The organism is Methylobacterium sp. XJLW (assembly GCF_003254375.1).
GTDB lineage: Bacteria > Pseudomonadota > Alphaproteobacteria > Rhizobiales > Beijerinckiaceae > Methylobacterium > Methylobacterium fujisawaense.
Genome location: NZ_CP016429.1, coordinates 6,426,473 through 6,451,228, shown reverse-complemented (window position 1 = coordinate 6,451,228; position 24,756 = coordinate 6,426,473). Strand labels below are relative to the sequence as shown.

Here is a 24,756-nt window from a genome sequence, read left to right as displayed (position 1 = left end):
CCGTCCGATGCCGAGGATCCCCGACATGGCTCCGCCCGCCCGAACCGGCCGTCGCTGGAGGCGCCTGGCCGCCGCGACCGCGCTCGGTCTCGCCGCCGCCACCGGCGGGCACGCGGCCTCGCCCCGCCTGACGGTCCAGGCCGCCGCCGCGCGCAGCAGCGCCGTCACCGGGCAGCGGATCGCGCTGCTGATCGTGCCGCAAGCCGCGGCCTCCGGCGGCCGGGCGGCGACGGCCAACGCCGACGAGGAAGCCTATCGCAAGCGCCTGCGCGACATCGGCTTCGAGGTGTGGACGCTCGGGCCGGCCGACCGCCCGCAGCTGGATCGCGGATTGCGCGAGGCCGTCGGCCGCCTGCCGGAGGATGCCCAGGTGGCGGTCTTCGCCCTCGGGCCGACCATCGGCGGCGCCGACGACATCTATCTAATGCCGCAGGACACCCCGGCCGATGCCGGACAGCGCCCGGGCCTGCTCGACAGCGAGGGCGTGCGGCTGAGCGACGTGCTGCGCCGCATCGCCCGACGCCGGACCCGCGAACTCGTCGTTGTGATCGACGAGTGTCAATCCTCGGCGGGCGGGCGTTGCGACTTCGATGCCGCGGCGGGGAGTTCCGGGGCGAGTGTCATCGGCGGCGAACGCGCCGGCCGCCGCACTGCCTCGGGCGCGCCGCTAGCGGGCCGCGCCTCGCTGCGCGATCCCATGCTCGCCGCGATGGCGCAGGAAGGCGAGACCTTTCTGCAGTCGCACGAAACGCTGAAGCGGGGCCTCGCCGGCAGCGATCTGGAGCCCCGGGCGAGCGGCGCGCTCACCACGTCGTTCGCCTTCATCCCGCAGGGGTTCTTCGCGGGCCTGCGGACGGAGTGCAACAAGATCGACCCAAATGCCGAGCCGGCCGCGCTGCGCGGGGTGAACCTCGATGCCGCGATCCGCGGCTGCGAGGCGATGACGGGGACCTATCCCTATGCCCGTCCCTTCGAGGACCGGCTCCAGGCGGGGCGGGAGCAGCGGGCCTATCAGCGGGCCGTCGCCTCCTGCGACGATCCCACGGCCACCGCGAGCTACAGCGCGTCCTACCCGGCTGGGCGCTTCCGCGCCCTTGTCGATACCTTCGCGGTCGAGTGCGGCCGCACGCGGGATCGCCAGGACGAAGCCCGCCGCCAGCAGGCGGACGAGGCTCGGCGTCAGGAGGAGGACAGGCGGAGACGGCAGGAGGAGATGGATCGGCAATGGGCGGACGCCCGACGTCAGCGGGAGCAGGACGAGCAGCGCCGCCTGGAGGAGGAGCGGCGCCAGCGTGAGCTGCAGCAGCGCACCACGGTCGGAAGCGCCTCCGGCTGGACGCTGAACTACTCGACCAACCTGCTCGAGATCTCGCCGCTCGCCAACGACCAGTTCGATCCGCAGAAGCAGACCTACACGACGATCTGGCACTCGCGGCAGCACGGCGAGCAGGTGGTGATGTACGTGCAGGTCAGCCCGAACGAGCGTTGCGGGAGCGCGCAACAGTTCATCACGGAGCAGATCCGGCCGCGACGGAGCCAGATCAGCCGCGCGCAGGAGGTCAATACATCGCCGGTTCGCGCCGGGTTCGTGCTCGAAGGCCGCGGCACGGCGGTCGCTCAAGGCAGTTTCGACGACAGAAGCTTCTACGATTTTGCGACGATCCGGCGCGACGACCGCAGCACGATCACGAATATCGGGGGGCGTTTCCCGGCCGAGTTCAGCGATCTGTACCGTGCCGAACTGCTCCGCATGATGAACTCGATGCAGCTGCCCGGCCGGGACGTCTTCAACAATCGCTGCAACTGAGAGCGATGAGCCGCCCGACAAGCCGGAAGCAGGATTGATCGATTATGCGTGCACCATTACGCACCCTCACCGTATGTGTACACGCCGGCCTGATGGCGGCGATCGTGCTTGCAAGCCCCTCCGCTCTGGCCGATGCCGCCCAGGATTGTCGGTCTGGGAACCCGGAGATGCGCGTCGGCGGATGCAGCCGCCTCCTGGCCGAGGCCCGGACACCACGGCAGCGCGCGATCGCACTCGATGGGCGTTGCTGGGCGAACATCGACCGGGGTGCGTTTGCGGATGCTCTCGCGGATTGTAATAGCGCTATCCGGGCGGACGATCAGTACCCCTACGCCTTCCACAATCGCGGGGTCGCCTATGCCGGCCTGCAGAACCCGACCGCCGCGATCGCGGACTTCAACCGTGCGCTGGCGATGCGGCCGACCTTTTCCAATACGCTCATCAACAGGGCGAAAGCTAACATCACCCTCGGAAACACGCAGGCGGCTGTTCGAGATTACGAAGAGGTCCTTCGTCTTAAACCTGATAATGAAGAAGCCAAAAGTGCCCTTAACATACTGCGCGGATCTGCGAGCACATCCTCGTCGATCAATCCAACTAATTCGCTCTGCGGTAGCGTTGGATGTAATTAATTCTTGTCCCCGGCGCATCGACCGATTTTGATCATTCTCCCCAGAGACTTGTATTTTTCACGCACGAATTTCTTGGAGGACAATCCAACCAGACGCCAACGAACGTTTGCCTCGCGATGCCGCAACATTCAATTGAAGGTCGCCAACTGTGGCCGGCCCATTCACAGCATATGACGATGGCGCGGTGCATGCCAGCCTTCTTGTGTTTCTGCAATCGAATGCACGGTTGATGTCCGCTTCGCGGCCAGTGCTGAACGCGCATAAACGGCCGGATTGGGCGCAAGGCCGAATGGCCGTTTTTGCGCGCGAGGGCGATCAAGTGTGACGAAGTCGGGCCGTCAGCGGCTGGTCTGCTTCGGTGCGGGACTTGCCGCAAAAGCGGACAGCCTTCTATCAACACATCTCAGCCGTTCAGCTCCTCGGCGCAATCGTCCAGAGGCGGACGCCTGCGTCCTGCTCATACGACCATCAACTGGCTGGCGGCAGAGACGCGCCGACCGGCTGACCGAACCCAGATGTGTCCGGTCCTCCGCGCCCGGCGATCCTGCGTCACGTCCCGATCGGCAGGATGGACACGTGGGCGGACACCACCTTCCATCCGAGACCGGGCAAGCGCATCCAGGTCTGGCTCTGACGCCCGATGCCGGCCTTGCCGCGCGGCTTGAACTCCAGATTGACGGTGGCGAAGTCGCTCCCAAGCGTCAGGATCTCCAGCCGGATCCGTGCCTCCTTGGTGCCGCCCGGCGGCGGATCGGCCGCATCGCGGGCAGCGTGGATTTCGGCGAATCCGTAGCAGTTCTCGGCCAGCGCATAGCGGATCGTGTGCGGACTGTCCCAGAAGGTCGCGTCGAGGACGGCGACATCCTTCTCGATGAGCGCCTGCTCGTAGCGCTCGAACAAAGCCGCGATCTCGGCCACGATCTCCGGGCGGTTCACCGTCACGTCCATTCAACCCTCCAGGGCGACCGCCAGGCGGATCAGATCGAGGTCGGTCCCGCGCGCCCCGAGGATCGACAGGCCGACCGGCGCGCCATCGACGTGGGCGCCCGGCAGATTGACCTGCGGGACGCCGGTGAGGCCGCCGTGGCTCGTCAGGCAAGCGATCCGCTCGCGCAGCGGATGCAGCGCGCCGAGCGGCAGCCCGCGCGGCGGCGCCGGAAAGGGGGTCGTCGGGAGGCACAGGATCGTGCCGGGGGGCAGGAGCCGCGCGAGGCGGGCCCTTGCCTCGATCCGCATCAAACTCGCGGCGCTGCGCTCGGCATCGGTCATCATCGAGCCCTGGATCAGCGAGCGAGCCACCGAGAAGGCCATGCGGGGGTTGCAGGCATCGAGCCAGGGCTCGAAGGTCTGCCACGCCTCGCTGCTCTGCAGGACGCGCTGCGCCCGCTGCCACACGGACAGGCCCTGCGGCGCGAGCGTCACGTCGCGGCGATTGCCGATGAGGTCGGCCAGACGCTCGATCTGCGGGGCCAGCGCCTCCTGCACGGCGGCGTCCGCGAAGCCGAGCGCGTCGGCGGCCACGAGCAGCGTGTGGGGCAGACGGTCCGGCATGCCTTGGCCGAACAGGACCTCGCCGACCCGCGCGAAGGTCGCCGCGTCCCGGGCGAACCAGCCGCAGGTGTCCGAACTCGGCGCCTGGACGCAGATCCCGGAAAAGTCGATGCGGCCGTGCGTCGGCCGGATGCCGTAGAGCCCGCAGAAGCTCGCCGGCACGCGCACGGAGCCGCCGGTATCGGTGCCCAGGGCGAAGTCGCAGGCGCCCGCAGCCACCGCGGAGGCCGAGCCGCTGGACGAGCCGCCGGGCACCCGGTCCGGCGCCGCCGGATTGAGCGGCGTGCCGTCGTGGGCGTTCTCGCCGAGGATTCCCAGCGAGACCTCGTCGGTCACCGTCTTGCCGACGGCCGAGGCGCCCGCATCGAGCAGCCGCTGCACCACGCCGGCATGGCGGGTCGGCGTGGGGTAGACGCGCGGCCAGTCCGGGTTGCCGCCCCCCGTGGGGGTGTCCGCGACGTCGATCAGATCCTTGACGGCGAAGGTGAGGCCGGCGAGCGGCCCCGTCGCGGATCCGGCGACGCGGACGCGCGGCCCGGGCAGGAACGGGTCCGTCGAGAGGGGCTGCGCGGTCGTCATGCGGGGATCGGGTCCTGCCATTGGGCGCCGGGCACGGCGGCGAACAGCGCCTTCGTGTAGGGGTGTTTCGGCGCGAAGAAGATCTCGGACGTCGGCGCGACCTCGACCACCTGACCGGACCGCATCACGGCGATCCGGTCGCAGACCTGCAGCGCGACCCGGAGGTCGTGGGTCACGAACAGCATGCTGAGCTGCAGCCGCGCCTTGATGTCGGCGAGCAGCGCCAGGACCTGCGCCTGCACGGAGACGTCCAGGGCCGAGACCGGCTCGTCGGCCACCAGGATCTCGGGCTTCATGGCGAGCGCCCGGGCGATGCCGATCCGCTGGCGCTGGCCACCGCTGAACTCGTGCGGGAAGCGCTGCGCCGCCGCGGGGTCGAGGCCGACCAGCGCCAGCATCTCGCACGCCTGGACCCGCGCGATCCCAGGCTCGGTGCCGTGGATGATCGGCCCCTCGGCGACGATGTCGACCACGCGCTGGCGCGGATCGAGGGAGCCGTACGGGTCTTGGAACACCATCTGCACGCGCCGGCGGTGCGGGCGCATCTGGCGGCGGCTCAGCTCGGCGACGCTGTGTCCGGCAAGCAGAATTTCGCCGCCATCGACCGGCATCAGGCGGGTGAGTGCCCGCGCCAGCGTGCTCTTGCCCGAGCCGCTCTCGCCGACGAGGCCCAGGGTTTCGCCCCGCCTGAGCAAAACGTCCACGCCGTCGAGGGCCCGGGTGACGCGCCCCCCGAACAGGCCGCGGGCGCCGTAGGTCTTTTCGACCCCCCTGGCCTCCACCACCAGGGGGGCGGTGCTGGCGGCGCGCCGCGGCGGCGGCACGAGCTTCGGCACGGCGGCGATGAGGGCGCGCGTGTAGGGATGCTTCGGGGCGCCGAGGACCGAGGCCGCGGGCCCCTGCTCGACCAGGACGCCCTTCTGCAGCACCGCGACCGTGTCGGCGATGTCGGCCACGACGCCGAAATCGTGCGTGATGAACAGGACGCTCGTGCCGTGCTCGCGCTGCAGGTCGCGGATCAGGGAGAGGATCTGCGCCTGCGTGGTGACGTCGAGCGCCGTGGTCGGCTCGTCGGCGATGAGCAGCCGCGGGTTCAACGCCAGCGCCATGGCGATCATCGCCCGTTGCCGCTGGCCGCCCGAGAGCTGGTGCGGGTAGGAGCGCAGCAGCCGGGCCGGGTCCGGGAGGTGGACGCTTTCGAGCAGCGCGAGGATGCGCGCCCGGCGGTCCGCGCGCCCGAGCGGCGTGTGGATGCGCAGGACCTCGTCGATCTGCCGCCCGATCGTGTGGAGCGGGTTCAGGGCCGTCATGGGCTCCTGGAAGATCATCGCGATGCGCGCGCCCCGGACTTTGCGCATCTGACGCGGGGTGATCGCGGCGAGATCCGCGCCCTCGAACAGGATGCGGCCACCCCTGACGCGCACGCGCGGTCCCGGGAGCAGCCCGAGGATCGCGCGGGCCACCATCGACTTGCCCGATCCGCTCTCGCCGATCAGGCAGGTGACCGCACCGGGCCGCAGGACGAGATCCAGATCGGTGACGGCATTGGGCCGGTCCGCGCCATCCGGCAGCGTGATCGTGAGCGTCTCGATCTCGAGGACGGCGTCGCTCATCGCTCTCGGAGCCTCGGGTTCAGGACCTCGTTCAGGCCATCCCCGACGAGGTTGATGGCGAGGACGGTCAGCAGGATCGCCAGCCCGGGAAAGGTACAGATCCACCACGCCGACCGGAGGACCGCGCGGCCCGAGCTGATGATCAGGCCCCAGCTCATCACGTTCGGATCGCCGAGGCCCAGGAAGGCGAGCCCCGCCTCGATCAGGATCGCCGTGCCGATCAGGAGCGTGCCGACCGCGATGATCGCCGCGGTGCAGTTCGGCAGCATGTGGCGGAAGACGATGCGGGCGTCGCCCGCCCCCAGGCCGTCGCAGGCCAGCACGAACTCCCGGCCGCCGAGCGCCACGAACTCGCCCCGGACCAGGCGGGCGATGCCGGGCCAGGAGACGGCCACGATGGCCACGACCTCGCTGAAGAGCGACGGCGACAGGATCGCCACAATCAGGATCGCCAGCACGAAGGCGGGGATCGTCTGGAAGAACTCCGTAAGCCGCATCAGCGCGACTTCGACGCCGCCCCGGTAATAGCCGGCGAGCCCGCCGATCAGGGTCCCGAGCAGGATTGCCGCCCCGGTCGCGCTGAGGCCGATGATCAGGGAGGTGCGGGCGCCGTACGCGATCTCGGCGGCCACGTCCCGGCCCAGCGTGTCGGTCCCGAGCAGAAACCGGCCGCCCGGCGGCTGGAGGGCGGGGCCGACGAGCCCGAACGGATCGCCTGGATAGAGGAGCGGCGTAAGCGCCACGAGGACGACCAGCCCGAGGAGCACCGCCGCGCCCGCGAGCGCGAGGCGGTTCCGGGCGAACCGCGCCAGAGCCGTACGCATCGCTAGAGCTCCAGCCGCGGATCGAGGCAGACGTAGACGAGGTCCACGGCGAGGTTGATCACCACCACGAGGCAGGCCGAGACGAAGAAGATGCCGAGGAGCAGGTTGAGGTCGCGCGACTGGAGCGCGTTGAAGGCCAGCGTGCCGACCCCCGGCCAGCCGAACACCGTCTCGACGACGATCGAGCCGCCGATCAGGTTGCCGGCCTGCACGCCCGCCATGGTGACCACCGGCAGCAGCGCGTTGCGCAGGACGTGCCCGGTCATCACCCGCGCCTCGGTCTGCCCCTTGGCGCGGGCGGTGGTGACGTAGTCCATGCCGACCTGTTCCAGCACGGAGGCGCGCATCACCCGGGCGTAGACCGCGAGGTAGAACAGCGCGAGCGCCACCGCCGGCATGACGAGGTGGCGGCCGACGTCCCAGACCTCGTCCCAGCCCTCGTTGTCGGCGCCGACCGTGTCGTAACCACTGGTGGGCAGCCAGCCGAGACGGATCGCGAAGACCACGATCATCATCAGTCCGAGCCAGAACCCCGGCGTCGCGTAGGCCACGAGGCTGACCAGGGAGATGACCGCGTCGCGCCAGCTGTTGCGCCCGGTCGCGGCTACGAGGCCGAGGAGCGTGCCGATCAGCAACGCGGCTGCGAAGGCGGTCAGCATCAGCAGCCCGGTGGGCCAGAGCCGGTCGACGATCAGGCTTCCCACCGGGCTGTCGTTGCGGAACGAGTAGCCGAGATCGAGGTGGAGCATGTTGAGCAGATAGACGCCGAATTGCGTGGCAAGCGGCTGGTCGAGCCCGAACTTGTGGCGCAGCTGCTCCATGTATTCGGGGCTCGCCGCGCCGCTCTCGCCCGCCAGCACGGAGGCCGCGTCGCCGGGCGCGAGGTGGATCAGGAAGAAGTTGAGCACGACGATGCCGAGCACCACCGGGATCGCCAGCAGCAGCCGGTAACCGAGGAACCGCGCGAGCCGCACGGGACTACGTGTCCATCCAGGCCCGTTCGAAGGCTTGCTGGGTTCCAAGGGGGCCGGTCGTGTGGTCCTTGAGGCGCCGGTTGAAGACGCTGACGTACTGCACGTCGATGAGCCAGATCATCGGGCTGTCCTCCGCCAGGATCTGCTGGACCTTCTTGTAGAGCGCGGCGCGCTTCTCGGCATCCGGCTCGCGCGCGCCCTCGCCGAGCATGCGATCGACCTCAGGATTGCTGTAAAAGGTGTCGTTGACGAAGGTCACGCCCTTGCGGATCTGGCTGGTGAGGAACTGCTTGTTCAGCCCGTAGACCGGGTCGACGCCCTGGCTGAGGAACGGCTCGTTCAGGTCGTAATCGTAGTTGGTGTAGACGCGCCGCAGCCAGGTCGCGGTGTCCTCGGAGCGCAGCGTCACGGCGATGCCCACGACGGCCAGCGCCTGCTTCAAATATTCGGCCTGCCGCAGCCACTGCTCGCCGAAGGAGTTCACCTCCAGGTGCAGGGCGAAGCGGGTCCCGTCCGCGCCGCGCGGGGCGCCGGCCTGGTCGAGCAGCTTATTGGCGATGTCCAGCCGGTCCGGCACGTCGTACTGGCGCACGTCGTCGGTGTAGAGGCCGGCGGTCTTGAACTTGCGGCTGAGCGGGCCGGTGGCGGGCAGGCCGTAGCCGAACATCACGTCCTTGAGGATGACCTTGCGGTCGATGGCGTAGGCGATCGCCTGGCGCACGTCCTTCTTCTGGAGATGCGGGTGACGGCCGTTCAGCTCCAGGACGCTCTGGGCCGGCGTCATCTCGTAGCCCTTGGTCGTCAGATCGAGGATCGGGTTGGTCTTCATCCGCGCGAGGTCGGCGTAGTTCACCGCGCTGTACCCGGCGAAATGCGCCTCCCCCGCCTCCATGGCGGCCGAGCGCGTGGCCGCATCCGGGATGAACCGGGCGACGATCCGGTTGAGATACGGCAGGCCGGGCTTCCAGTACTGCTCGTTGCGGTCCAGGCGCACGAATTGGCCGCGTTCCCAGCTCGTGAACTTGAACGGACCGGTGCCGATCGGCTTGTTGGCGCTGGGGTTCTGCAGGACATCCGTGCCCTCGAACACCGAGCGGCACAGGATCGGCAGGTCCCGCCCGGACAGCGCCTTCATGATGTAGGGCGCCGGATTGGCGAGCCGCAGGATCGCGGTCATCGGGTCCGGCGTGTCGACGGCCACCAGCTCCGCGAGCATGACCGGCGCGATCGGATTGTACTTCTTCAGGATCTCCATGAAGGAGTACTGCACGTCGGCGCTGGTGAACGGCTTGCCGTTGTGGAAGGTCACGCCGTCCTGGAGCTTGAACGTGATGGTCTTGCCGTCGGGCGCGACCTGCCACGACTTCGCGAGGTTCGGCTGCGGGTTCTGGTCCCAGTCGTAGGTGCAGAGCCCCTCGTAGACCTGCGTGGCGATCGGCGGGATGTTGCCCGCCGACACCGCGTAATGGGCCAGGGTCGAGGGCTCGGGATGGACGATCATCACCATCGTGCCCCCGCGTCTCGGCTCGGCGGCGCGCGCGCCGCTCGCGGCCGCTGCGAGGCCGAAGGGAAGCGCCAGAACGGTGCGGCGGGAGAGATCGGTCACGTCGGACGTGCGGGACAAGCCAGAGGACTCCTGAAGCGTCCAGCCCGTTCGCAACACGCGTGCCAAGCAGGTTTCGGACCGACCGATCCATTACATCGCCGGGCTGGGGAAATATTTTTCCGACACAAATTATTACACCGAAGTACGCATTAGATCTTCCGTGTATCTCAGTCCGACACCGGGCGCGCTGAAGGCCGGCCCGACCTGGAGCGGGCGGCCGGCACGATGGACGACAACGGCCCGACCCACACGCGCACGACCTTGACCAACGGCCTCATGCGGCGCCTCATGTGGGCCATGCCCGTCCACACCGAGCACCACCTCTATCCGTCGATCCCGTTCCACAGCCTGCCGGACGCCCATACCGCGATGCGCGCGCGGCCCGGCGTGCCGCAGCGGGGCGACAACCGCTGGCAGGTCGGCTTCGTGCGGACGCTGCGCCCGTGAGCGGCTGGGCGACGGCCACCGGAACCTTCGAACTCGGCGACCTGACGCTTCAGTCGGGGGCGGTGCTGCCAAGCGCGCAGCTGCGCTGGAAGACGCACGGCACCCTGTCGCCCGGGCGCGACAATGTCGTGCTCTACCCGACGAGCTACGGAGCCCAGCATCCGGACCTCGAATGGCTGATCGGCCCCGACGGGGTGCTGGATCCCAACCGCTGGTTCATCGTCATCCCCGACATGTTCGGCAACGGGCTGTCGTCGAGCCCGTCGAACACCCCGGACTGGCCCGCCCTCGTCACCGCCTGGGACAACGTCCACGCGCAGCGCCGCCTGCTCGCCGAGATGTGGGGGATCGAGCGCCTGCACGCCGTCTACGGCTGGTCCATGGGGGCCCAGCAGGCCTATCACTGGGCCGCCCTGTTCCCCGACCGCGTGGCCCGCGCGGTGATCAATTGCGGCAGCGCCCGCACCGCCACCCACAACCGCGTGTTCCTGAAGGGCCTCATGGCGGTGCTGGAGGCGGCGCCGGAGCATGGCGGCGGGGGCCGCTTCTCGGCCGAGCCGGCCGCCGCCCTCCGGGCCTTCGGACGCATCTATGCGGGCTGGGCGCTCAGCCAGGACTTCTACCGGGCGGACCTCCACCGCACCGCGCTCGGCGCCCCGGACCTCGACAGCTTCCTGCGCACCGACTGGGAGGAACGCTTCGCCCGCCGCCCTGCGGCCGATCTCTACGCGCAGCTCTGCACCTGGGAGGCGGGCGACATCAGCCGCGACCCGCGCTACGGCGGCGATCTCACCCGGGCGCTCAACGCGATCACCGCCCGGCTGCTGCTGATGCCGGGCGAGACGGATCTCTACTTCCGCGTCGCCGACAACGCCGCCGAGCTGCCGCATCTGCGCGACGCCGTCCTGCAGCCGATCCCGAGCATCTGGGGCCACCGCGCCGGCAACCCGTCGATCAACCCGGCCGATGCCGCCTTTCTCCGCGACACCGTGCAGGCCTTCCTCGCCACGGCCGAAGCGGGCGCGCCCTGATCGGGCGCGGAGAGCGGTGACGCGCCGGCCTCAGGGCGTGCGCCGCATCAGACCGCTTCCCGGTTGAGCCGAACCACAAGCTGATCGGCGAACTTCGCCGCCGCGACGGAGAGCGATCGCCCGCGCAACTGCGCGAGGACCAGCGTCATCGGCGTCAGGTCGCGGAGATCGATCGGGCGGCTGTGCAGGCGCGGATCCTGGGGGATGCCGCTCGGGATCTGCAGGCTGATGAGATCCTCCCGCAGGACGAGGTTGCGGAGGAATTCGAGCGAGCCCGACTCGACGACCGGCCGGAGCTCGACCCCGCGCCGGGCCAGGGCGTGCTCGATGTGATGGCGGATGGCGAGCGAGTGGTCGGGCAGGGCCAGGGCATGGCCGAGGCAGTCGCGCAGCCGGACCGGCCCGGTCTCCGACGCCAGCGGATGCCCCGTGCGCATCAGCGCGCAGAGGGTCTGGTGTCCGGAGAAGAGCGGATGCAGCTCCGCCGAAGGCGGCGGTTGCAGGATCAGGGCGAGATCGGCCTCGAACGCCGCCAGGGCCGTCACGGCCTGCGCGTGATCGCGGACCTGGACCATGAAGCCGACCTGGGGGAACCGGGCCCGGTAGGCCTCGACCTCCTCGGGCACCACCTGCGTGACGAAGGCTTGGCTGCAGGCGAGCGACACGTGACCGCGGCGCACCCCCGACAGATCGGCGATCTGCGACCTCACCCGGTCGAGATCCGCCACTTGGTCGCGGATGTGCCGCGCGAAGAGCTCGCCGGCCGCGTTGAGCCGCATCCCCTGCGGCAGGCGCTCGAAGATCGGCGTGCCGAGCTCGTATTCGAGATCCTGGATCTGCCGCGTCAGGGCCGAGGGCGTCAGGTTCAGCCGCTCCGCGGCGCGCCGGATCGAGCCGGCACGTGCGACCTCGGCGACGTAGGTGACGGTGCGCAGGTGCTTCACGCCGGCATCGTGCGCCCCCGTTGCCGAAGATGCAACGACACGCTCAGAAAATAGCACTTCCTTGCAACAGGGAGCGCACCTAGCGTCACGGCGATAGCGATCCCGCAGGAGCCGTTCGATGATCCGCCGCCGCACCCTTCTGGCCGGTCTCGGGGCCGGCTTCGCCCTCGGTCCCCTGTCGCGGGCACGCGCCGCGGGCACGCCGGTCACGATCCGGATGGGCTCGCTCAAGCTGATCCACTCGATCGCGCCGAGCTTCTATGAGCGCTTCACCCCCGCGGGCGTGACCGTGGAGGTGGTGCCCTTCGAGAGCCCCACCGAGTGCAAGAACGCCGTGGTCACCAAGTCGGTGGATTTCGGCACCTTCGGCATCGCCGCCGCGACGCTGGGCGCCGCCGCCGGTGAGCCACTCGTGGTGATCGCCTCCACCTGCAACCGCGGGATGGCGGTGATCGCCAAGAAGGGCTCCGAGATCCACGCCATCAAGGACCTGCGCGGCAAGCGCGTCGCGATCTGGCCCGGCAGCACCCAGGAGGTCTTCGTCCTGGAGCGGATGCGCATGGAGGGGCTGTCGGTGAAGGACATCACCCCCGTGCGCGTCTCCTTCTCGGAGATGCATATCGCGCTCGCCCGCGGCGACGTCGACGCCTATGTCGGCGCCGAGCCGGGGCCCGGCGTCAGCCTCGCCTCGGGCGTCGGCCAGCTCGTCGAGTACCCCTACGGCACCGAGATGGGCGCGCTGAACATGGTGTTCGGCGCCCACCGCGACACGCTGGCCGAGCGGCCCGACCTCGTCCGGACCATGCTGGAGATCCACCGCAAGGCGACGGATTTCGCGGCCGGCGACCGCGACGCGATGATCGCCATGGCGGTGGCCAAGCTCGGGCAGAAGCGCGAGGCGCTGGAACTCTCGGCCCCGAACGTCGAGCTGACCTGGCGCCTCGGGCCGAACGAGGTCCGGCAGGCCGACGCCTACGCGCAGCACATGCTGGCGCTCAAGCAGATCAAGCGGCTGCCGGAGCCCGGCTTCATCGACACCCGCTTCGTCGATGCGATGGGGCGGGCGTGAGCACCGGCATCGAGGCCGGCCCTTTGCCGGTGGCGGCGCCGGTGACTTCGCCGGTGACGCCGGCCCCGGCCCGCGGGGCCGGCCGGGCCGGGGCCGGGCTCGCCCACCTGCGCCGCTTGGCCCTCGCCTGCGTGGTGCCGGCCGTGCTCGTCGCGGTCTGGCAGGTCAGCACCGCGGGCCGGCCCTACAGCCTGATCCCGCCCCCCGCGGAGGTCTGGGCCGAGATGCGGGACCTCGCCGTCGGCGGCGTCAACGACGACGCGTTCAGCGGCACGCTCTGGACCCATCTCGCGGCGTCGCTGAGCCGGGTCTATGGCGGCTTCGCGCTGGCCGCCGCCGCCGCCCTGCCGCTCGGCCTGCTGATCGGCCGCGTGCCCCTGATCCGGGCGCTGCTCGACCCCGTCCTGCAGGTGCTGCGGCCCGTCCCGGTCACCGCGTGGCTGCCGCTGGCGATGATCCTGTTCGGCCTGGGACCCCGCTCGGCCTTCTTCCTCGTGTTCCTCGGGGCGTTCTACCCGATCCTGGTCAACACCGTGTTCGGGGTCCGCTCGGTGGAGCCGCGCCTGTTCGAGGCGGCCGCGATGCTGGGCTGCACCGGCCCGGCGCAGTTCGTCCGGGTGGTGCTGCCGGCGGCGCTGCCATCGATCTTCACCGGCCTGCGGCTCGGCCTCGGCTTCGCCTGGGTGGTGATCGTGGTCGGCGAGATGACCGGGGTCCAGACCGGCCTCGGCGCGATCATCATGGAAGCGCGCCAGCTCTCGCGCACCGAGATCGTGATCTGCGGCATGGCGGTGATCGGGGTCGCGGGGTTCGTGTCCGACTGGCTGGTCATGCAGCTCGGCCGCCGGCTGCTCGCCTGGAGCCCCAATCATGGCTGATCCGACGATCCCGATCCTCGACATGCGGGCGGTCTCCAAGACCTACGCGGCCGGCGGCCGCCGGACCGAGGCCCTGCGCGAGGCGAACCTCACCGTGGCGCGCGGCGAGTTCGTCTGCCTGCTCGGCGCCTCGGGCTGCGGGAAGTCGACGCTGCTGCGGATCGCCGCCGGCTTCGAGGCCCCGACCGCCGGGGAGGCCCTGATGTGGGGCAAGCCGATCGCCGGGCCGGGGCCGAGCCGCGGCATGGTCTTCCAGGATTACGGCCTGTTCCCGTGGCTCACCGTGCGCGACAATATCGGCTTCGGCCCGAAGGCCCGCGGGCGGCCCGCCGCCGAGGTGCGCGACACCGCCGAGCGCTACATCGCGCTGGTCGGCCTCCAGGCCTTCGCCGACGCCTACCCGCACCAGCTCTCGGGCGGGATGAAGCAGCGGGTCGCCATCGCGCGGGTGCTCGCCAACGAGGCCGAGGTCGTGCTGATGGACGAGCCCTTCGGGGCGCTCGACGCCATGACCCGCGAGCGGCTGCAGGACGAGCTGCTCGACCTCTGGTCGCGGACGGGGCTGACGATCCTGTTCGTCACGCACGCCATCGAGGAGGCGATTTTTCTCGCCGACCGCATCGTGATGATGTCGCCCGGCCCCGGCCGGATCGAGGCGATCCATCCGGTCGAGCTGCCGCGGCGGCGCGACGTGTCGAGCCCGGCCTTCAACGACCTGCGCCGGATGCTCGCGGCCCAGCTCCACAGCCACCACGCCCCGCGGGCCGCCGCCTGATGGACACCGCCCCCGACGATCCCCGCCGGCCCGAGAACCGGCTCGCCTACCGCGCCGCCGTGGACCGGCCGCGCCTGACCCTGCCCGGGGGCAAGCACGTCGCCGTCTGGCCGGTGGTCAATGTCGAGCACTGGCTCATCGACCATCCGATGCCGCGCCAGATCCTGGTGCCGCCGACCGCCGCGAGCCTGCTCCCGGACATCCCGAACTGGGCGTGGCACGAGTACGGGATGCGGGTCGGCTTCTGGCGCTTCCTCGAGGCTTTTTCCAGCCGCGGCATCCGCCCGACCCTGTCGATCAACGGCTCGGTCTGCACGGCCTATCCCCGCATCGCCGAGGCCGCCCATGCGGCCGGCTGGGAATTCATGGCCCACGGCTTCCATCAGGTTCCGACCCACCGGGTCGAGGACCAGCCGGAGATGATTTCTCGCACCATCGCGGCGATCACCGCGACCACGGGGCGCCCGCCGCGCGGCTGGCTGGGGCCGGGCCTCACCGAAACCCTCGACACGCCCGACCACCTGCACGCGGCCGGCGTCGACTATGTCGGCGACTTCGTGGTCGACGATCGGCCCTGTCGGGTGGCGACGCGCACGGGGTCCCTCGTGGCGCTGCCCTACTCGGTGGAGCTGAACGACATCCCGTTGCTCGCCATCCAACACCACCGGGCCGACGAGTTCGTGGAGCGGGCGCTCGCCAACCTCGACCGCCTCGCCGCCGAGGCGGCGGGTCCCGGTCCCCTCGGCGGCGCCAAGGTGATGGGCTTCGCGATCCACCCCTACATCACCGGCGTCCCGCACCGGATCGGTCTGCTGGAGCGACTGCTCGACGCGATCCTGGCGCGCAGCGACGCGGTGTTCATGCAGGGGGGCGAGATCCTCGACTGGTACCGCGCCACCGGCGACGAATCCTGAGCAGCGACCCGAGGAACCGCCGTGCCGCCCTTCCCGACGATCCCGCTCCTGCACGCGGCCTACGCCGACGGCCGCGACCCGCGCACCGTCGTGGCCGAGGCCTACCGCCGGCTCGCCGCGGTTGACGACCCCGGCATCTTCCTGGCCCTGGTGCCGGAGGCCGAGGCGCTGGCGCAGGCGGCCGCGCTCCCGCCCTTCGACCCCGTGTCGAGGCCGCTCTGGGGCGTGCCCTTCGCCGTCAAGGACAACATCGACGTGGCCGGCCTGCCGACCACCGCGGCCTGCCCGGACTTCGCCTACACCCCGACCGAGACCGCGCCCGCCGTGGCCCGATTACAGGCGGCCGGGGCGATCCTGATCGGCAAGACCAACCTCGACCAGTTCGCCACCGGCCTCGTCGGCCTGCGCACGCTCGACCCGGTCCCGCGCAACGCCATCGATCCGGCCTACGTGCCGGGGGGCTCCAGCAGCGGCTCGGCCGTCGCGGTCGCCCACGGAATCGTCGCCTTCGCCCTCGGGACCGACACGGCAGGCTCGGGGCGGGTGCCGGCGGCGCTCAACAACGTCGTCGGTCTGAAACCCTCCCTGGGGTCGATCTCCAGCCGCGGCATGCTGCCGGCCTGCCGGACCCTCGATACGCTCTCCGTGTTCGCCGGCACCGTCGCCGACGCCGACGCCGCCTTCCGGGTCATGCTGGGCTTCGACAGCGCCGATCCCTGGTCGCGGGCCTTGCCGGTGCCGCCCGCACCGGCCGGCCTTCCACCGGGCCTGCGGCTGGGCCTTCCCGATGCGGCGAGCCTCCGCTTCGGCGGCGACGGCCACTCGGAGGCGGCCTTCGCGGCGACGATTGCCGATCTGGAGACCCTCGTCGGGGCGGCGCTGCCGGTCGATTTCGCGCCGATGTTCGCCGTAGCGGCCCTGCTCTACGACGGGCCCTGGGTCGCCGAGCGCTACGCGGCGATCCGGCCGATCATGGAGACGCGCCCCGAGATCCTGCACCCGACGACGCGGGCGGTGATCGCCGCCGCCGGGCGCTACAACGCCGCCGACGCCTTCGCGGGTCTCTACAGCTTGGCGGAACTGCGACGGCACGCGGACGCGGTCTGGGACCGGGTCGACGTGCTCGCCGTGCCGACCTATCCGCGTCCCCAGACCTGCGCGGCGGTGGCCGCCGACCCGATCGGCCCGAACAGCGAGCTCGGCACCTACACCAACTTCGTCAACCTGCTCGATTGGTGCGCCCTCGCGGTCCCGGGGCGGCCCCGCGCCGACGGCTTTCTTTCGGGGATCACCCTGCTCGCGCCGCGTGGCTCCGATGGGCTCCTCGCCGCCCTGGGCGCCCGCCTGCACGCGGCTGCGGCCGGCCGGATCGGCGCGGGGGAGACGCCCGTGCCGGCCGTGGCGCCGGGTCCGGCCCGCGGATGGCCCGGCGAGATCGAACTGGCGGTCGTCGGGGCGCATCTGTCGGGCCTGCCGCTGAACCGCGAACTCGCCGCGCACGGCGCCCGGTATCTGCGGACGGTGGCGACCCGACCGGAGTACCGCCTCTACGCCTTGCCCGGCGGACCGCCGCATCGTCCCGGATTGCTCCGGGTGGCCGAGGGCGACGGCGGCGCGATCGAGACGGAGGTCTGGGCCCTGCCGCCCGCCGCCTTCGGGGCCTTCGTGGCGGCCATCCCGGAACCGCTCGGGATCGGCACCCTGCGGCTCGCCGACGGGACCGCGCCGAAGGGCTTCCTGGTGGAGACGGCGGGCGTCGCGGGGGCCGCCGACATCACGCAGTTCGGCGGCTGGCGCCGCTACCTGGCCAGCCGCGCCGCGGCATAGCTGATTGGGCGATGCCAAAATCCACTCCGATGCGGTCGCAGCGCCGATCCACGCGCGCCTGACAAGCGCCCGCAAACCCAAGCGTACGGAGACCGCAGAACCGAGCGCCGGTTACGTGAATCGGCGGCCGCCGGCCCGGATCGCGGGCTTCGCGGCACGAAAGCGCCGCGGTCGGCCCGTCGCGGCCGGTCCGCTTCTTGCTGATCCTCCGCCCGAAGAGTGCCCCGAGGCTGCCGAACCGGGAGACCCTGCATGCGTCGATCCCTGCACACGGACGAGGAGATCGCCTTCCTGCTGGACGAGGCCGCGCGGGGCATACCGATCGCCGCGATCTGCGCCAGCGCTCATGTCTCGCTCGGCACCTTCTACCGCTGGCGAAGACGCCTCGGCGGCCTGAGGCCCGCCGGTGTGGCCCGGCTCGATCAGGTCGAGCGGGAGAATGCCGGCCTCCGGGCCGAGGTGCTGCGGCTTCGGGCAGCCCTGCTCGTCCAGCCGGGGCGCGGGGCACCGGCCACGACGGAGCGCGCGAGCCTGAGCCAGCCGCCGCACCATCGCGGCGCCCAAGCCTGTGTCGGCCGGTTCGCCTTCGGACGCAGCGCGAACTGAGGCGGTCTCCATCTGCAGGAATCGGGTGAGGCGTTCCTCCCCTCATCGCGAGCGCAGCGAAGCGACCCAGGGCAGCGGGACCGTTGAACGTAGCGCTGCTGGATTGCTTCGCTGCGCTCGCAAAGACGGAGGAGGCAGCATCAGCCGAGAATGCGCTCAGGCGGCCCCGGACGTCGACGCGAGGGCAGTCTTGGGCATCAGCATGTGCACGCCCTTGTTGCCGTCGACCGTCTGGGTGATCCGCAGGTTCCCGGCGAGCGAGCACAGCATGTAGGCCTGGTTGCGGGTTAGGCTGGTGCGTGCGCAGACGAGGCGCACCATCTCGCGCACGGCCTGGCGCATCGCCTCGTCGAGGCTCTCGTGCAGGCCGATCGACATCAGGTCGGTGGGCGTCTCGGCGAAGGGCCACGCGCCTGGGAGATCCTTGCGCACGGTGAGGCGGAACGTGCCGGTCAGCCCGGTCTCCAGGGCGGTGATGCAGACCTCGCCGTCGCCCTGCACGCCGTGGCCGTCGCCCGCGTAGAATCCGCCGCCGGGGTTGAACACCGGCAGGTAGAGGGTCGTGCCGACCTTCAATTCCTTGTTGTCCATGTTGCCGCCGAAGGCGCGGGGCACCGGGCTGCCGACCCGGCCCCAGGCGGGGGGCGGGGCGGTGCCCATGATGCCGAAGAACGGGTCGAGGGGCAGCTCCGTGCCCCAGGGCAGGCGGCAGAGGCCGCGGGCGGTGTCGATGTCGGCGTGGACGGTCTCGTACTCGGTGAACTCGTCCGGCAGGGTGCCGAGGAGCGGCAGGATCGCCACGAAGCCCCAGTCGAGGCGGAACTTCAGGTCGAGGATGTCGACCTGCAGCATGTCGCCCGGCTCGGCGCCCTCCACGTGGACGGGGCCGGTGACGAAGTGCGGGCCGGGGCCCCGCTCCAGGGTGTCGAGGGCGTGGAGCAGGTCGGCCGGCACCCGGGCGGGGTCGGGGTGGAGCGACTCGCGCCCGCCCGCCGGATGCGAGTGCAGGGTGACGGTGTCGCCCGATTTCACGGTCAGCACGGGCGGCAGCGCGGCGTCGAAATAGCCGAGCACCATGGTCTCGGGCGTCGCGGGGATCTCGTGATGGGTCGACACGGCGGCTCCTTCTACGGATGTCAGACGGCGATGTGACGGGTGAGGGCTTCGGGGTTCAGCACCTTCGGATCGCCGCGCTCGACGACGCTGCCGCGGGACAAGACCACCACGGAATCGGCGACCCGGAGGGCGAAATCGAGATACTGCTCCACGAGCAGCACGGTGATCCGGCCTTTGAGCCCGGCGATCACCGCCTCGATCGCGGCGACGATCGAGGGCTGGATGCCCTCGGTCGGCTCGTCGAGGAGGAGCGCGCGAGGCCGGGTGGCGAGCGCCCGGGCGATGGCGAGCTGCTGCTGCTGGCCGCCCGAGAGGTTGCCGCCCGGACGGTGCCAGAGGCCGCGCAGCGCCGGGAACAGGGCGGCCGCCTCGTCAATTGCGTCGGTCCGCTCCAGCCCGTGGGCCCGGGCCGCCACCCGCAGATTCTCGGCGACGGTCAGGTCGGGAAAGATCTCGCGCCCCTGCGGCACGTAGGCGAGGCCCGAGCGGGCGCGCCGGTCGGGCAACAGGCGCGTCAGCTCGGTCCCGTCAAGGGCGATCCGGCCGCGGCTTTCCGGGATCAGGCCGGTGAGGCAGCGCAGCAGCGTGGTCTTGCCGGCGCCGTTGCGGCCGAGCACGGCGAGGCAGGCGCCCGGCTCGACGTCGAGGCCGATCCCGCGCAGCACCTGCGCGCTGCCGTAATGCTGGTCGAGCCCCTCGACGGCGAGGCGTGCGGGCGGAGATGCACACGCTTGCGTCATCGGCCGAGGAACACCTCGATCACCCGGGCGTCGTGGCGGGCACCTGCCATGCTGCCCTCGTAGAGGGTCCGGCCCTCGTGCAGCACCGTCACCCGGTCGGCGATGGCCTCGACGAAACCCATGTCGTGCTCGATCACCAGGATCGCCCGGTCCGGCCGGCGCAGGCTCCGGATCAGCGCGGCGGTCTGGGCGGTCTCGGCGTCGGAGAGCCCGGCCACGGGCTCGTCGAGCAGGAGCAGCGCCGGCTCGGCGGCGAGCACCATGCCGATCTCCAGCCACTGCTTCTCGCCGTGGGCGAGGCGGCCGGCCGGCACCGCGGCGCGGGGTCCGAGGCCGATCTCGCCGAGGACGGAGGCGATGCGGGCGGGCCGCTCGCGGGCGGGGAGCGCGGGCCCGCAGCCGATCTCCAGGTTCTCGCGCACGGTGAGCGCGGGGAAGACGCTGGGCTTCTGGAATTTGCGCCGCACGCCGGCCTTCGCGATCTCGGCCTCGGAGCGCTTGGTCAGGTCGATCCGGTCGCCGAGCATCACGCGGCCGGAGACCGGCTTGGTGATCCCTGAGATCACGTCGAGCAGGGTGGTCTTGCCGGCGCCGTTCGGGCCGATCACGGCCCGCACCTCGCCGGGATCGACCGCGAGCGAGACGGCATCGAGGGCCGTGAAGCGACCGAAGGCGACCGTCAGGGCGTCGATGGTGAGGGCGGTCATCGGGCGCCCCGCAGCCAAGTCGGGCGCGGGCGCCAGCCCACGAGGTCGAGGAGGCCGTTCGGCAGGACCAGCACCACGACGAGCACCAGCCCGGACAGGATGAACGGCCACGACTCCGGCATCGCGGCGCTGAGCCAGAACTTCAGGCCGTTGACCAGGATCGCGCCGATCACCGCCCCGCCGAGCCGGCCCAGCCCGCCGATCGCCACCCAGACGGCGATCTCGATGGAAAGGTCCGGCGCCAGCACCCGCGGGTTGATGATGCCGACCTGCGGCACGTACAGGATGCCGGCGAGCGCCGCGATCATGGCCGAGAGGCACCAGATCCCGAGCTTGAGCCGGGTGGTGCTGTAGCCCAGCGTGCGCAGGCGGGTCTCGTCGTCGCGGCAGGCGAGCATCCGCCGCCCGATCGCGCTGCCGACCAGGAGCCGCGCGCCGGCCAGTACCGCCGCCAGCGTCAGGAGGGCGGCGACAGCGAGCCCCGTGACGACGCCGGGGGAGCCCATCGGCCAGCCGTACAGCAGCGGGAAGCCGGTCATGCCGTTGTTGCCGCCGAGCCCGGTATCGTTGCGGTACATCAGCAGCATCGCGACGTAGACGAGCGCCTGGCTGATGATCGAGAAGTAGACGCCGTTGACCCGCGAGCGGAACGAGGCCAGCCCGAACACGAAGGCGACGAGGCCGGCGAGCGCCAGGGCGAGGACGAAGGCGTAGGCCGCGTGGTCGAGGCCGGCCCAATAGGCCGGCAGGCTCTTCCAGCCCATGAACTGCACGAAGTCCGGCAGCACGCCGGTCACGGCCACGCCGTGGGCCAGCAGGTGCATGGCGCAGACATAGCCGCCGATGGCGAAGAACAGCCCGTGCCCGAGGCTGAGGATCCCGAGATAGCCCCAGACCAGATCCAGCGACACGGCGAGGATCGCGAAGGCGGCGAGCTGACCCACCGCGTTGACGAGATACGGGGCGGGCGGTGCCACGAGGAGCCCGACCGCGGCCGCGAGGCAGAGCCCGACAAGGCCGGCGACCAGGGGATCGCGCACGGCGCGGCGTCCCGGTCCGGCGGGGGCGGCGAGGGCGGTCTGCACGGCGCCGCTCATCGCCGCCGCCGCACGGCGAACAGCCCCTCGGGCCGGCGCTGCAGGAACAGGATGATGCCGACGAGCACGATCACCTTGGCGGCGACCGCGCCGGAGATCGGCTCGATCAGCACGTTGGCGCCGCCGACGCCGACGGCCGCCACCAGGGTCCCGACGAGGCTGCCGACGCCGCCCAGCACCACGACCATGAAGCTGTCGACGATGAAGCCCGAGCCCATGCCGGGATTGACGCTGTAGATCGGGCAGAGCGCCACCCCGGCAAGCCCGGCCAGGCCCGAGCCGAGCCCGAAGGCGAGCCGGTCGACCCGGCGGGTCGGCAGGCCGAGGCAGGCGGCCATGTCGCGGTTCTGGGTCACGGCGCGGATGTCGAGGCCGAGCGGCGTGCGGCGCAGGATCACGAGCGTCAGGACCAGCGTCGCGGCCGCGAAGGCGATGGCGAACAGCCGGTTCCAGGTCATCACGAAGTCGGCGTAGAGGGGAACGCCGCCGCTGACATAGGCCGGCATGACGAATTGCAGGTTCTGGGTGCCGACCGTCACGCGCACGAGGTTCACCAGGAACAGGCTCACCGCCCAGGTGGCGAGCAGGCTCATGAGCGGCCGTCGGTAGAGGTGGCGCAGGATCAGCGCCTCGACCGTGATCCCCACCAGGGCGACCGCCCCGAAGGCGACCGGGATGGCGGCGAGCAGGTAGAGGTCGAGCAGGCCGGGGGCGAGGCGGCGGAAGGCCTCCTGCACGCCGTAGGTGGCGTAGGCGCCGAGCATGATGAACTCGCCCTGGGCGAGGTTGATCACGCCCATCAGCCCGAAGATGATCGCGAGCCCGGCCGCCGCCATGAACAGGATGCTGGCGAAGCTCAGGCCGTTATAGACGACCGCGAGCCCGTCGCCGATCGCCACCGCGCGGGAGACCTGCGCGAGGCCGGCATCGAGGGCCGCCCGGAAGGCCGGGTCGGAGGCGTAGGCGGGATCGCTCTTCAGCGCGGCGAGGCGCGCCTCAGCGGCCCCGGACGGGCTCGCCGCCACGGCCGCGATCGCCGCCCGGCGCCGGGCCGGATCGGGCGACGACAGGGCGGCGGCCTGGGCGAGACCGGCGATCGTCCCCTTCAGGCCGGCATCCGTCTCCGCGTCCCGCGCCCGGTCGAGGACCGAAGCCGGAACGGTGGCGATGCGCCGTTCCAGGATCGCGAGACCGGCGCTGCGGGCGGCCGGATCCGGGCCGGTCAACAGAGCGACGGTGCCGCGCGCGGTCTCGACGGCGGCCCGCTGGCGTAGGCCGAGGACCGGCGCGCGCGCCTCGGCGGCCGGACGCGGCGCGCCGCTGACCGCATCGCGCCCCTCGGATGCGCCCGGGCGGTCGAGCAGGAGTGCGCCCTCCGCCGGGCAGGCGAGACGGCGCTCGGCCAGCGCGCCGAGGAGCCCGCCGGCATAGGCGAGGTCGTCGGCCGCCAGATCGCCGCTGGCTTGCACGAGACCCTCGGCCGCGCGGACCTGCGCGGCGCCGTCCCCGCACAGACCCGCCGCGAAGGCCGCCCGGTCGATTGGCGCGGCGGAGGCCGGAAACGTCAGCAGCGCCAGACAGCAGAGGGCCAGGAGCGCGCGGAGCCGATCAGCCATAGGGGCTGAACGGGACCGGCTTGGGGGCGTCCGGGGATTGCCAGAGGACGTCGAAGCCGCGCTTCTCGTTGACCGAGCCGATGAACACGCCGCGGGAGACGTAGTTGTTCTCCCCCGTCATGGTCAGCGTGTAGCCCGACGGGTCGTCGAAGCTGAGCCCCGCGAAGGCCTTGCGCACCTCAGGCACCGCGAAGGAGCCGGCCTTGGCGGCGGCGAGCGCCCAGAGGTTGACGCTGTCATAGGCCGAGACCATCGGGTCGATCACCGTGTCGGCGCTGAACGGGACGTTCTTGGCCTTCACGTAGGCGGCCCAGTCGGCGAGGAACTTTTGGTTGCGCTCGCCCTTGGCGGCCTGAAGATAGGCCCAGCAGTTCAGGTGGCCGACGAGCTTGGCGGTATCGAGCCCCTCAAGGTCCGCCTCCACCATGTCGAGGCCGAGAATCGGCACGTCGGTGGCGCTGATGCCCTGGTTGGCGAATTCGCGCAGGAAGTCGGGGATCGAGGAGCCGACCACGGTGAGCACCACGATCGCCTGACCGCCCGGCTGGCTGGCGAAGCTGCGGACCTGATTCACCAGCGTCTGGAAGTTCGAGAAGCCGAACGGCACGTATTCCTCGCGCCACGCGCTCTCGGGGATGCCCTTGCTCTTCCAGTAGCCCTTGAGCTGCTTGTTGATCGTGCGCGGCCAGACGTAGTCCGAGCCGATCATGAAGAACCGCTTCGCCCCGACCCCGTCCGGGCCCATCAGGTAATCGACCGCCGGCAGCACCGAGCTCGCGGGCGGCGAGTTCACGTAGACGACGTTCTTGGAGTTCTCGTCGCCCTCGAAGTGCAGCGGGTAGAACAGCAGCCCGTCATTCTGCTCGACCACCGGCAGCACCGACTTGCGCGACACGGAGGTCCAGCAGCCGAACAGGGCCGCGACCTTCTCCTGCTGGAGCATCTGCCGCCCGACCTGCGCGTAGAGCGGCCAGTCGGAGGCGGGATCGGAGGTCAGCACCTCGATCTGGCGGCCGTTGACGCCGCCGCGCCCGTTGATCGCGTCGGCGGCCATGCGGACCACGTGGTTCAGCCGGCCCTCAAGATTGGCCATCGTGCCCGAGGACGAGAACAGGCAGCCGAGCTTGACGGTGTCGGCGGCGAAGGCCGGCCGGATGAGGGCCGGGGCCGCAAGCAGCGCCGCCGTGCCCGAGATGCCTGTGCCCAAGACGCCGCGTCGCGTGAGATGCGTCATCGACCCCGAAGCTCCCATGGATGGACCTGGCGATTGTCGGCCGAGGTCCGGGGGACGGGAAGGTCAAAGAGGCTGCAGGCCGGCATGGGCCTTGCGCATATTGGCAGCATTTGTGCGCGCTGCGGGCGGTCCTGTGCCGAGAACGTCAAAATTCTCGTATCGGGTGTCG

23 protein-coding genes are annotated in these 24,756 nt (G+C 71.0%); 10 read left to right on the top strand and 13 right to left on the bottom strand.

The annotated features are described in order from the left end of the window. Positions 1–25: 25 nt before the first annotated feature. Both A3862_RS29930 and A3862_RS29925 read left to right on the top strand, forming a co-directional pair. Positions 26–1,807 (top strand): hypothetical protein, encoded by a 1,782-nt coding sequence (locus A3862_RS29930; protein WP_043755359.1) that lies wholly within the window; start codon positions 26–28, stop codon positions 1,805–1,807. Between the two features lie 92 nt (positions 1,808–1,899). Continuing rightward, positions 1,900–2,439: a tetratricopeptide repeat protein gene (locus A3862_RS29925; RefSeq protein ID WP_111474401.1), complete on the top strand. Its 540-nt coding sequence runs from the start codon at positions 1,900–1,902 to the stop codon at positions 2,437–2,439. Between the two features lie 549 nt (positions 2,440–2,988). On the opposite strand, the gene hpxZ is transcribed toward A3862_RS29925, so the two are convergent. Genes hpxZ through A3862_RS29895 form a run of 6 tightly spaced genes read right to left on the bottom strand, consistent with a single transcriptional unit; the run spans position 2,989 to position 9,604 of the window. After that, positions 2,989–3,387, bottom strand: a complete 399-nt coding sequence (gene hpxZ, locus A3862_RS29920; protein ID WP_193376713.1) for an oxalurate catabolism protein HpxZ — start codon at positions 3,385–3,387, stop codon at positions 2,989–2,991. Then, a complete protein-coding gene (locus A3862_RS29915) occupies positions 3,388–4,569 on the bottom strand; it encodes an amidase (RefSeq protein ID WP_111474277.1) in 1,182 nt (393 codons plus the stop codon). It abuts the gene before it with no gap. Beyond that, entirely contained in the window at positions 4,566–6,182 is a 1,617-nt protein-coding gene (locus A3862_RS29910) for an ABC transporter ATP-binding protein (RefSeq protein WP_111474276.1), read from the bottom strand. Before A3862_RS29910 ends, A3862_RS29915 begins: the two co-directional genes overlap by 4 nt. Further along, a complete protein-coding gene (locus A3862_RS29905; RefSeq protein WP_043385407.1) occupies positions 6,179–7,006 on the bottom strand; it encodes an ABC transporter permease in 828 nt (275 codons plus the stop codon). Before A3862_RS29905 ends, A3862_RS29910 begins: the two co-directional genes overlap by 4 nt. A 2-nt stretch (positions 7,007–7,008) precedes the next feature. Then, positions 7,009–7,980: an ABC transporter permease gene (locus A3862_RS29900; protein ID WP_043755366.1), complete on the bottom strand. Its 972-nt coding sequence runs from the start codon at positions 7,978–7,980 to the stop codon at positions 7,009–7,011. Positions 7,981–7,984: 4 nt separating this feature from the next. Then, complete coding sequence (locus A3862_RS29895; RefSeq protein ID WP_111474275.1) at positions 7,985–9,604, bottom strand: ABC transporter substrate-binding protein; 1,620 nt, start codon at positions 9,602–9,604, stop codon at positions 7,985–7,987. A 207-nt stretch (positions 9,605–9,811) separates the two neighbouring features. Between A3862_RS29895 and A3862_RS29890 the strand changes: the two genes are divergently transcribed. Continuing rightward, entirely contained in the window at positions 9,812–10,033 is a 222-nt protein-coding gene (locus A3862_RS29890; protein WP_111474274.1) for a fatty acid desaturase, read from the top strand. Continuing rightward, a complete protein-coding gene (locus A3862_RS29885) occupies positions 10,030–11,064 on the top strand; it encodes an alpha/beta fold hydrolase (protein ID WP_111474273.1) in 1,035 nt (344 codons plus the stop codon). Before A3862_RS29890 ends, A3862_RS29885 begins: the two co-directional genes overlap by 4 nt. A gap of 47 nt (positions 11,065–11,111) precedes the next feature. Here the strand turns inward: A3862_RS29885 and A3862_RS29880 are convergent, their stop codons facing one another. Beyond that, positions 11,112–12,008, bottom strand: coding sequence for a LysR family transcriptional regulator (locus A3862_RS29880; RefSeq protein ID WP_043354034.1), 897 nt, complete (start codon positions 12,006–12,008; stop codon positions 11,112–11,114). Positions 12,009–12,126: 118 nt separating this feature from the next. Between A3862_RS29880 and A3862_RS29875 the strand changes: the two genes are divergently transcribed. The 6 genes from A3862_RS29875 to A3862_RS29850 all read left to right on the top strand — a co-directional run bounded on the left by A3862_RS29875 (position 12,127) and on the right by A3862_RS29850 (position 18,077). Then, entirely contained in the window at positions 12,127–13,077 is a 951-nt protein-coding gene (locus A3862_RS29875; protein ID WP_043755372.1) for an ABC transporter substrate-binding protein, read from the top strand. Continuing rightward, a complete protein-coding gene (locus A3862_RS29870) occupies positions 13,074–13,955 on the top strand; it encodes an ABC transporter permease (protein ID WP_091955313.1) in 882 nt (293 codons plus the stop codon). The genes A3862_RS29875 and A3862_RS29870 overlap by 4 nt, the downstream gene beginning before the upstream one ends. Continuing rightward, positions 13,948–14,730 carry an ABC transporter ATP-binding protein gene (locus A3862_RS29865; protein WP_043755374.1) on the top strand — a complete coding sequence of 261 codons (783 nt, stop codon included), beginning with the start codon at positions 13,948–13,950 and terminating at the stop codon, positions 14,728–14,730. The genes A3862_RS29870 and A3862_RS29865 overlap by 8 nt, the downstream gene beginning before the upstream one ends. Next, positions 14,730–15,644, top strand: coding sequence for a polysaccharide deacetylase family protein (locus A3862_RS29860; RefSeq protein WP_043755377.1), 915 nt, complete (start codon positions 14,730–14,732; stop codon positions 15,642–15,644). The genes A3862_RS29865 and A3862_RS29860 overlap by 1 nt, the downstream gene beginning before the upstream one ends. A gap of 21 nt (positions 15,645–15,665) precedes the next feature. Further along, positions 15,666–17,471, top strand: coding sequence for an allophanate hydrolase (gene atzF, locus A3862_RS29855; protein WP_043755379.1), 1,806 nt, complete (start codon positions 15,666–15,668; stop codon positions 17,469–17,471). A 252-nt stretch (positions 17,472–17,723) separates the two neighbouring features. Beyond that, complete coding sequence (locus A3862_RS29850) at positions 17,724–18,077, top strand: transposase (protein ID WP_043755382.1); 354 nt, start codon at positions 17,724–17,726, stop codon at positions 18,075–18,077. A gap of 156 nt (positions 18,078–18,233) precedes the next feature. Here the strand turns inward: A3862_RS29850 and A3862_RS29845 are convergent, their stop codons facing one another. The 6 genes from A3862_RS29845 to A3862_RS29820 are packed head-to-tail and all read right to left on the bottom strand — an operon-like array spanning position 18,234 to position 24,587. Then, positions 18,234–19,193: an acetamidase/formamidase family protein gene (locus A3862_RS29845; RefSeq protein WP_043385385.1), complete on the bottom strand. Its 960-nt coding sequence runs from the start codon at positions 19,191–19,193 to the stop codon at positions 18,234–18,236. Positions 19,194–19,213: 20 nt separating this feature from the next. Beyond that, positions 19,214–19,933 (bottom strand): urea ABC transporter ATP-binding subunit UrtE, encoded by a 720-nt coding sequence (urtE, locus tag A3862_RS29840; RefSeq protein WP_043755385.1) that lies wholly within the window; start codon positions 19,931–19,933, stop codon positions 19,214–19,216. Then, entirely contained in the window at positions 19,930–20,640 is a 711-nt protein-coding gene (locus A3862_RS29835) for an ATP-binding cassette domain-containing protein (protein ID WP_043755388.1), read from the bottom strand. The genes urtE and A3862_RS29835 overlap by 4 nt, the downstream gene beginning before the upstream one ends. Further along, positions 20,637–21,737, bottom strand: coding sequence for an urea ABC transporter permease subunit UrtC (gene urtC / locus A3862_RS29830; protein ID WP_193376714.1), 1,101 nt, complete (start codon positions 21,735–21,737; stop codon positions 20,637–20,639). Before urtC ends, A3862_RS29835 begins: the two co-directional genes overlap by 4 nt. Next, positions 21,734–23,353 carry an urea ABC transporter permease subunit UrtB gene (gene urtB, locus A3862_RS29825; protein ID WP_043755390.1) on the bottom strand — a complete coding sequence of 540 codons (1,620 nt, stop codon included), beginning with the start codon at positions 23,351–23,353 and terminating at the stop codon, positions 21,734–21,736. The genes urtC and urtB overlap by 4 nt, the downstream gene beginning before the upstream one ends. Beyond that, positions 23,346–24,587, bottom strand: coding sequence for a transporter substrate-binding protein (locus tag A3862_RS29820; RefSeq protein ID WP_051976164.1), 1,242 nt, complete (start codon positions 24,585–24,587; stop codon positions 23,346–23,348). The genes urtB and A3862_RS29820 overlap by 8 nt, the downstream gene beginning before the upstream one ends. Between the last annotated feature and the right edge of the window lie 169 nt (positions 24,588–24,756).

What these genes read in the sequence shown, in the direction of transcription:
- A3862_RS29915 (WP_111474277.1), bottom strand. Translation starts at nt 4,569, where the DNA reads ATGACGACCGCGCAGCCCCTCTCGACGGACCCGTTCCTGCCCGGGCCG.
- A3862_RS29875 (WP_043755372.1), top strand. Translation starts at nt 12,127, where the DNA reads ATGATCCGCCGCCGCACCCTTCTGGCCGGTCTCGGGGCCGGCTTCGCC.
- A3862_RS29850 (WP_043755382.1), top strand. Translation starts at nt 17,724, where the DNA reads ATGCGTCGATCCCTGCACACGGACGAGGAGATCGCCTTCCTGCTGGAC.
- A3862_RS29860 (WP_043755377.1), top strand. Translation starts at nt 14,730, where the DNA reads ATGGACACCGCCCCCGACGATCCCCGCCGGCCCGAGAACCGGCTCGCC.
- A3862_RS29820 (WP_051976164.1), bottom strand. Translation starts at nt 24,587, where the DNA reads ATGACGCATCTCACGCGACGCGGCGTCTTGGGCACAGGCATCTCGGGC.
- A3862_RS29925 (WP_111474401.1), top strand. Translation starts at nt 1,900, where the DNA reads ATGGCGGCGATCGTGCTTGCAAGCCCCTCCGCTCTGGCCGATGCCGCC.
- urtC (WP_193376714.1), bottom strand. Translation starts at nt 21,737, where the DNA reads ATGAGCGGCGCCGTGCAGACCGCCCTCGCCGCCCCCGCCGGACCGGGA.
- A3862_RS29890 (WP_111474274.1), top strand. Translation starts at nt 9,812, where the DNA reads ATGGACGACAACGGCCCGACCCACACGCGCACGACCTTGACCAACGGC.
- urtE (WP_043755385.1), bottom strand. Translation starts at nt 19,933, where the DNA reads ATGACGCAAGCGTGTGCATCTCCGCCCGCACGCCTCGCCGTCGAGGGG.
- urtB (WP_043755390.1), bottom strand. Translation starts at nt 23,353, where the DNA reads ATGGCTGATCGGCTCCGCGCGCTCCTGGCCCTCTGCTGTCTGGCGCTG.
- A3862_RS29910 (WP_111474276.1), bottom strand. Translation starts at nt 6,182, where the DNA reads ATGAGCGACGCCGTCCTCGAGATCGAGACGCTCACGATCACGCTGCCG.
- A3862_RS29905 (WP_043385407.1), bottom strand. Translation starts at nt 7,006, where the DNA reads ATGCGTACGGCTCTGGCGCGGTTCGCCCGGAACCGCCTCGCGCTCGCG.
- A3862_RS29930 (WP_043755359.1), top strand. Translation starts at nt 26, where the DNA reads ATGGCTCCGCCCGCCCGAACCGGCCGTCGCTGGAGGCGCCTGGCCGCC.
- A3862_RS29865 (WP_043755374.1), top strand. Translation starts at nt 13,948, where the DNA reads ATGGCTGATCCGACGATCCCGATCCTCGACATGCGGGCGGTCTCCAAG.
- hpxZ (WP_193376713.1), bottom strand. Translation starts at nt 3,387, where the DNA reads ATGGACGTGACGGTGAACCGCCCGGAGATCGTGGCCGAGATCGCGGCT.
- A3862_RS29835 (WP_043755388.1), bottom strand. Translation starts at nt 20,640, where the DNA reads ATGACCGCCCTCACCATCGACGCCCTGACGGTCGCCTTCGGTCGCTTC.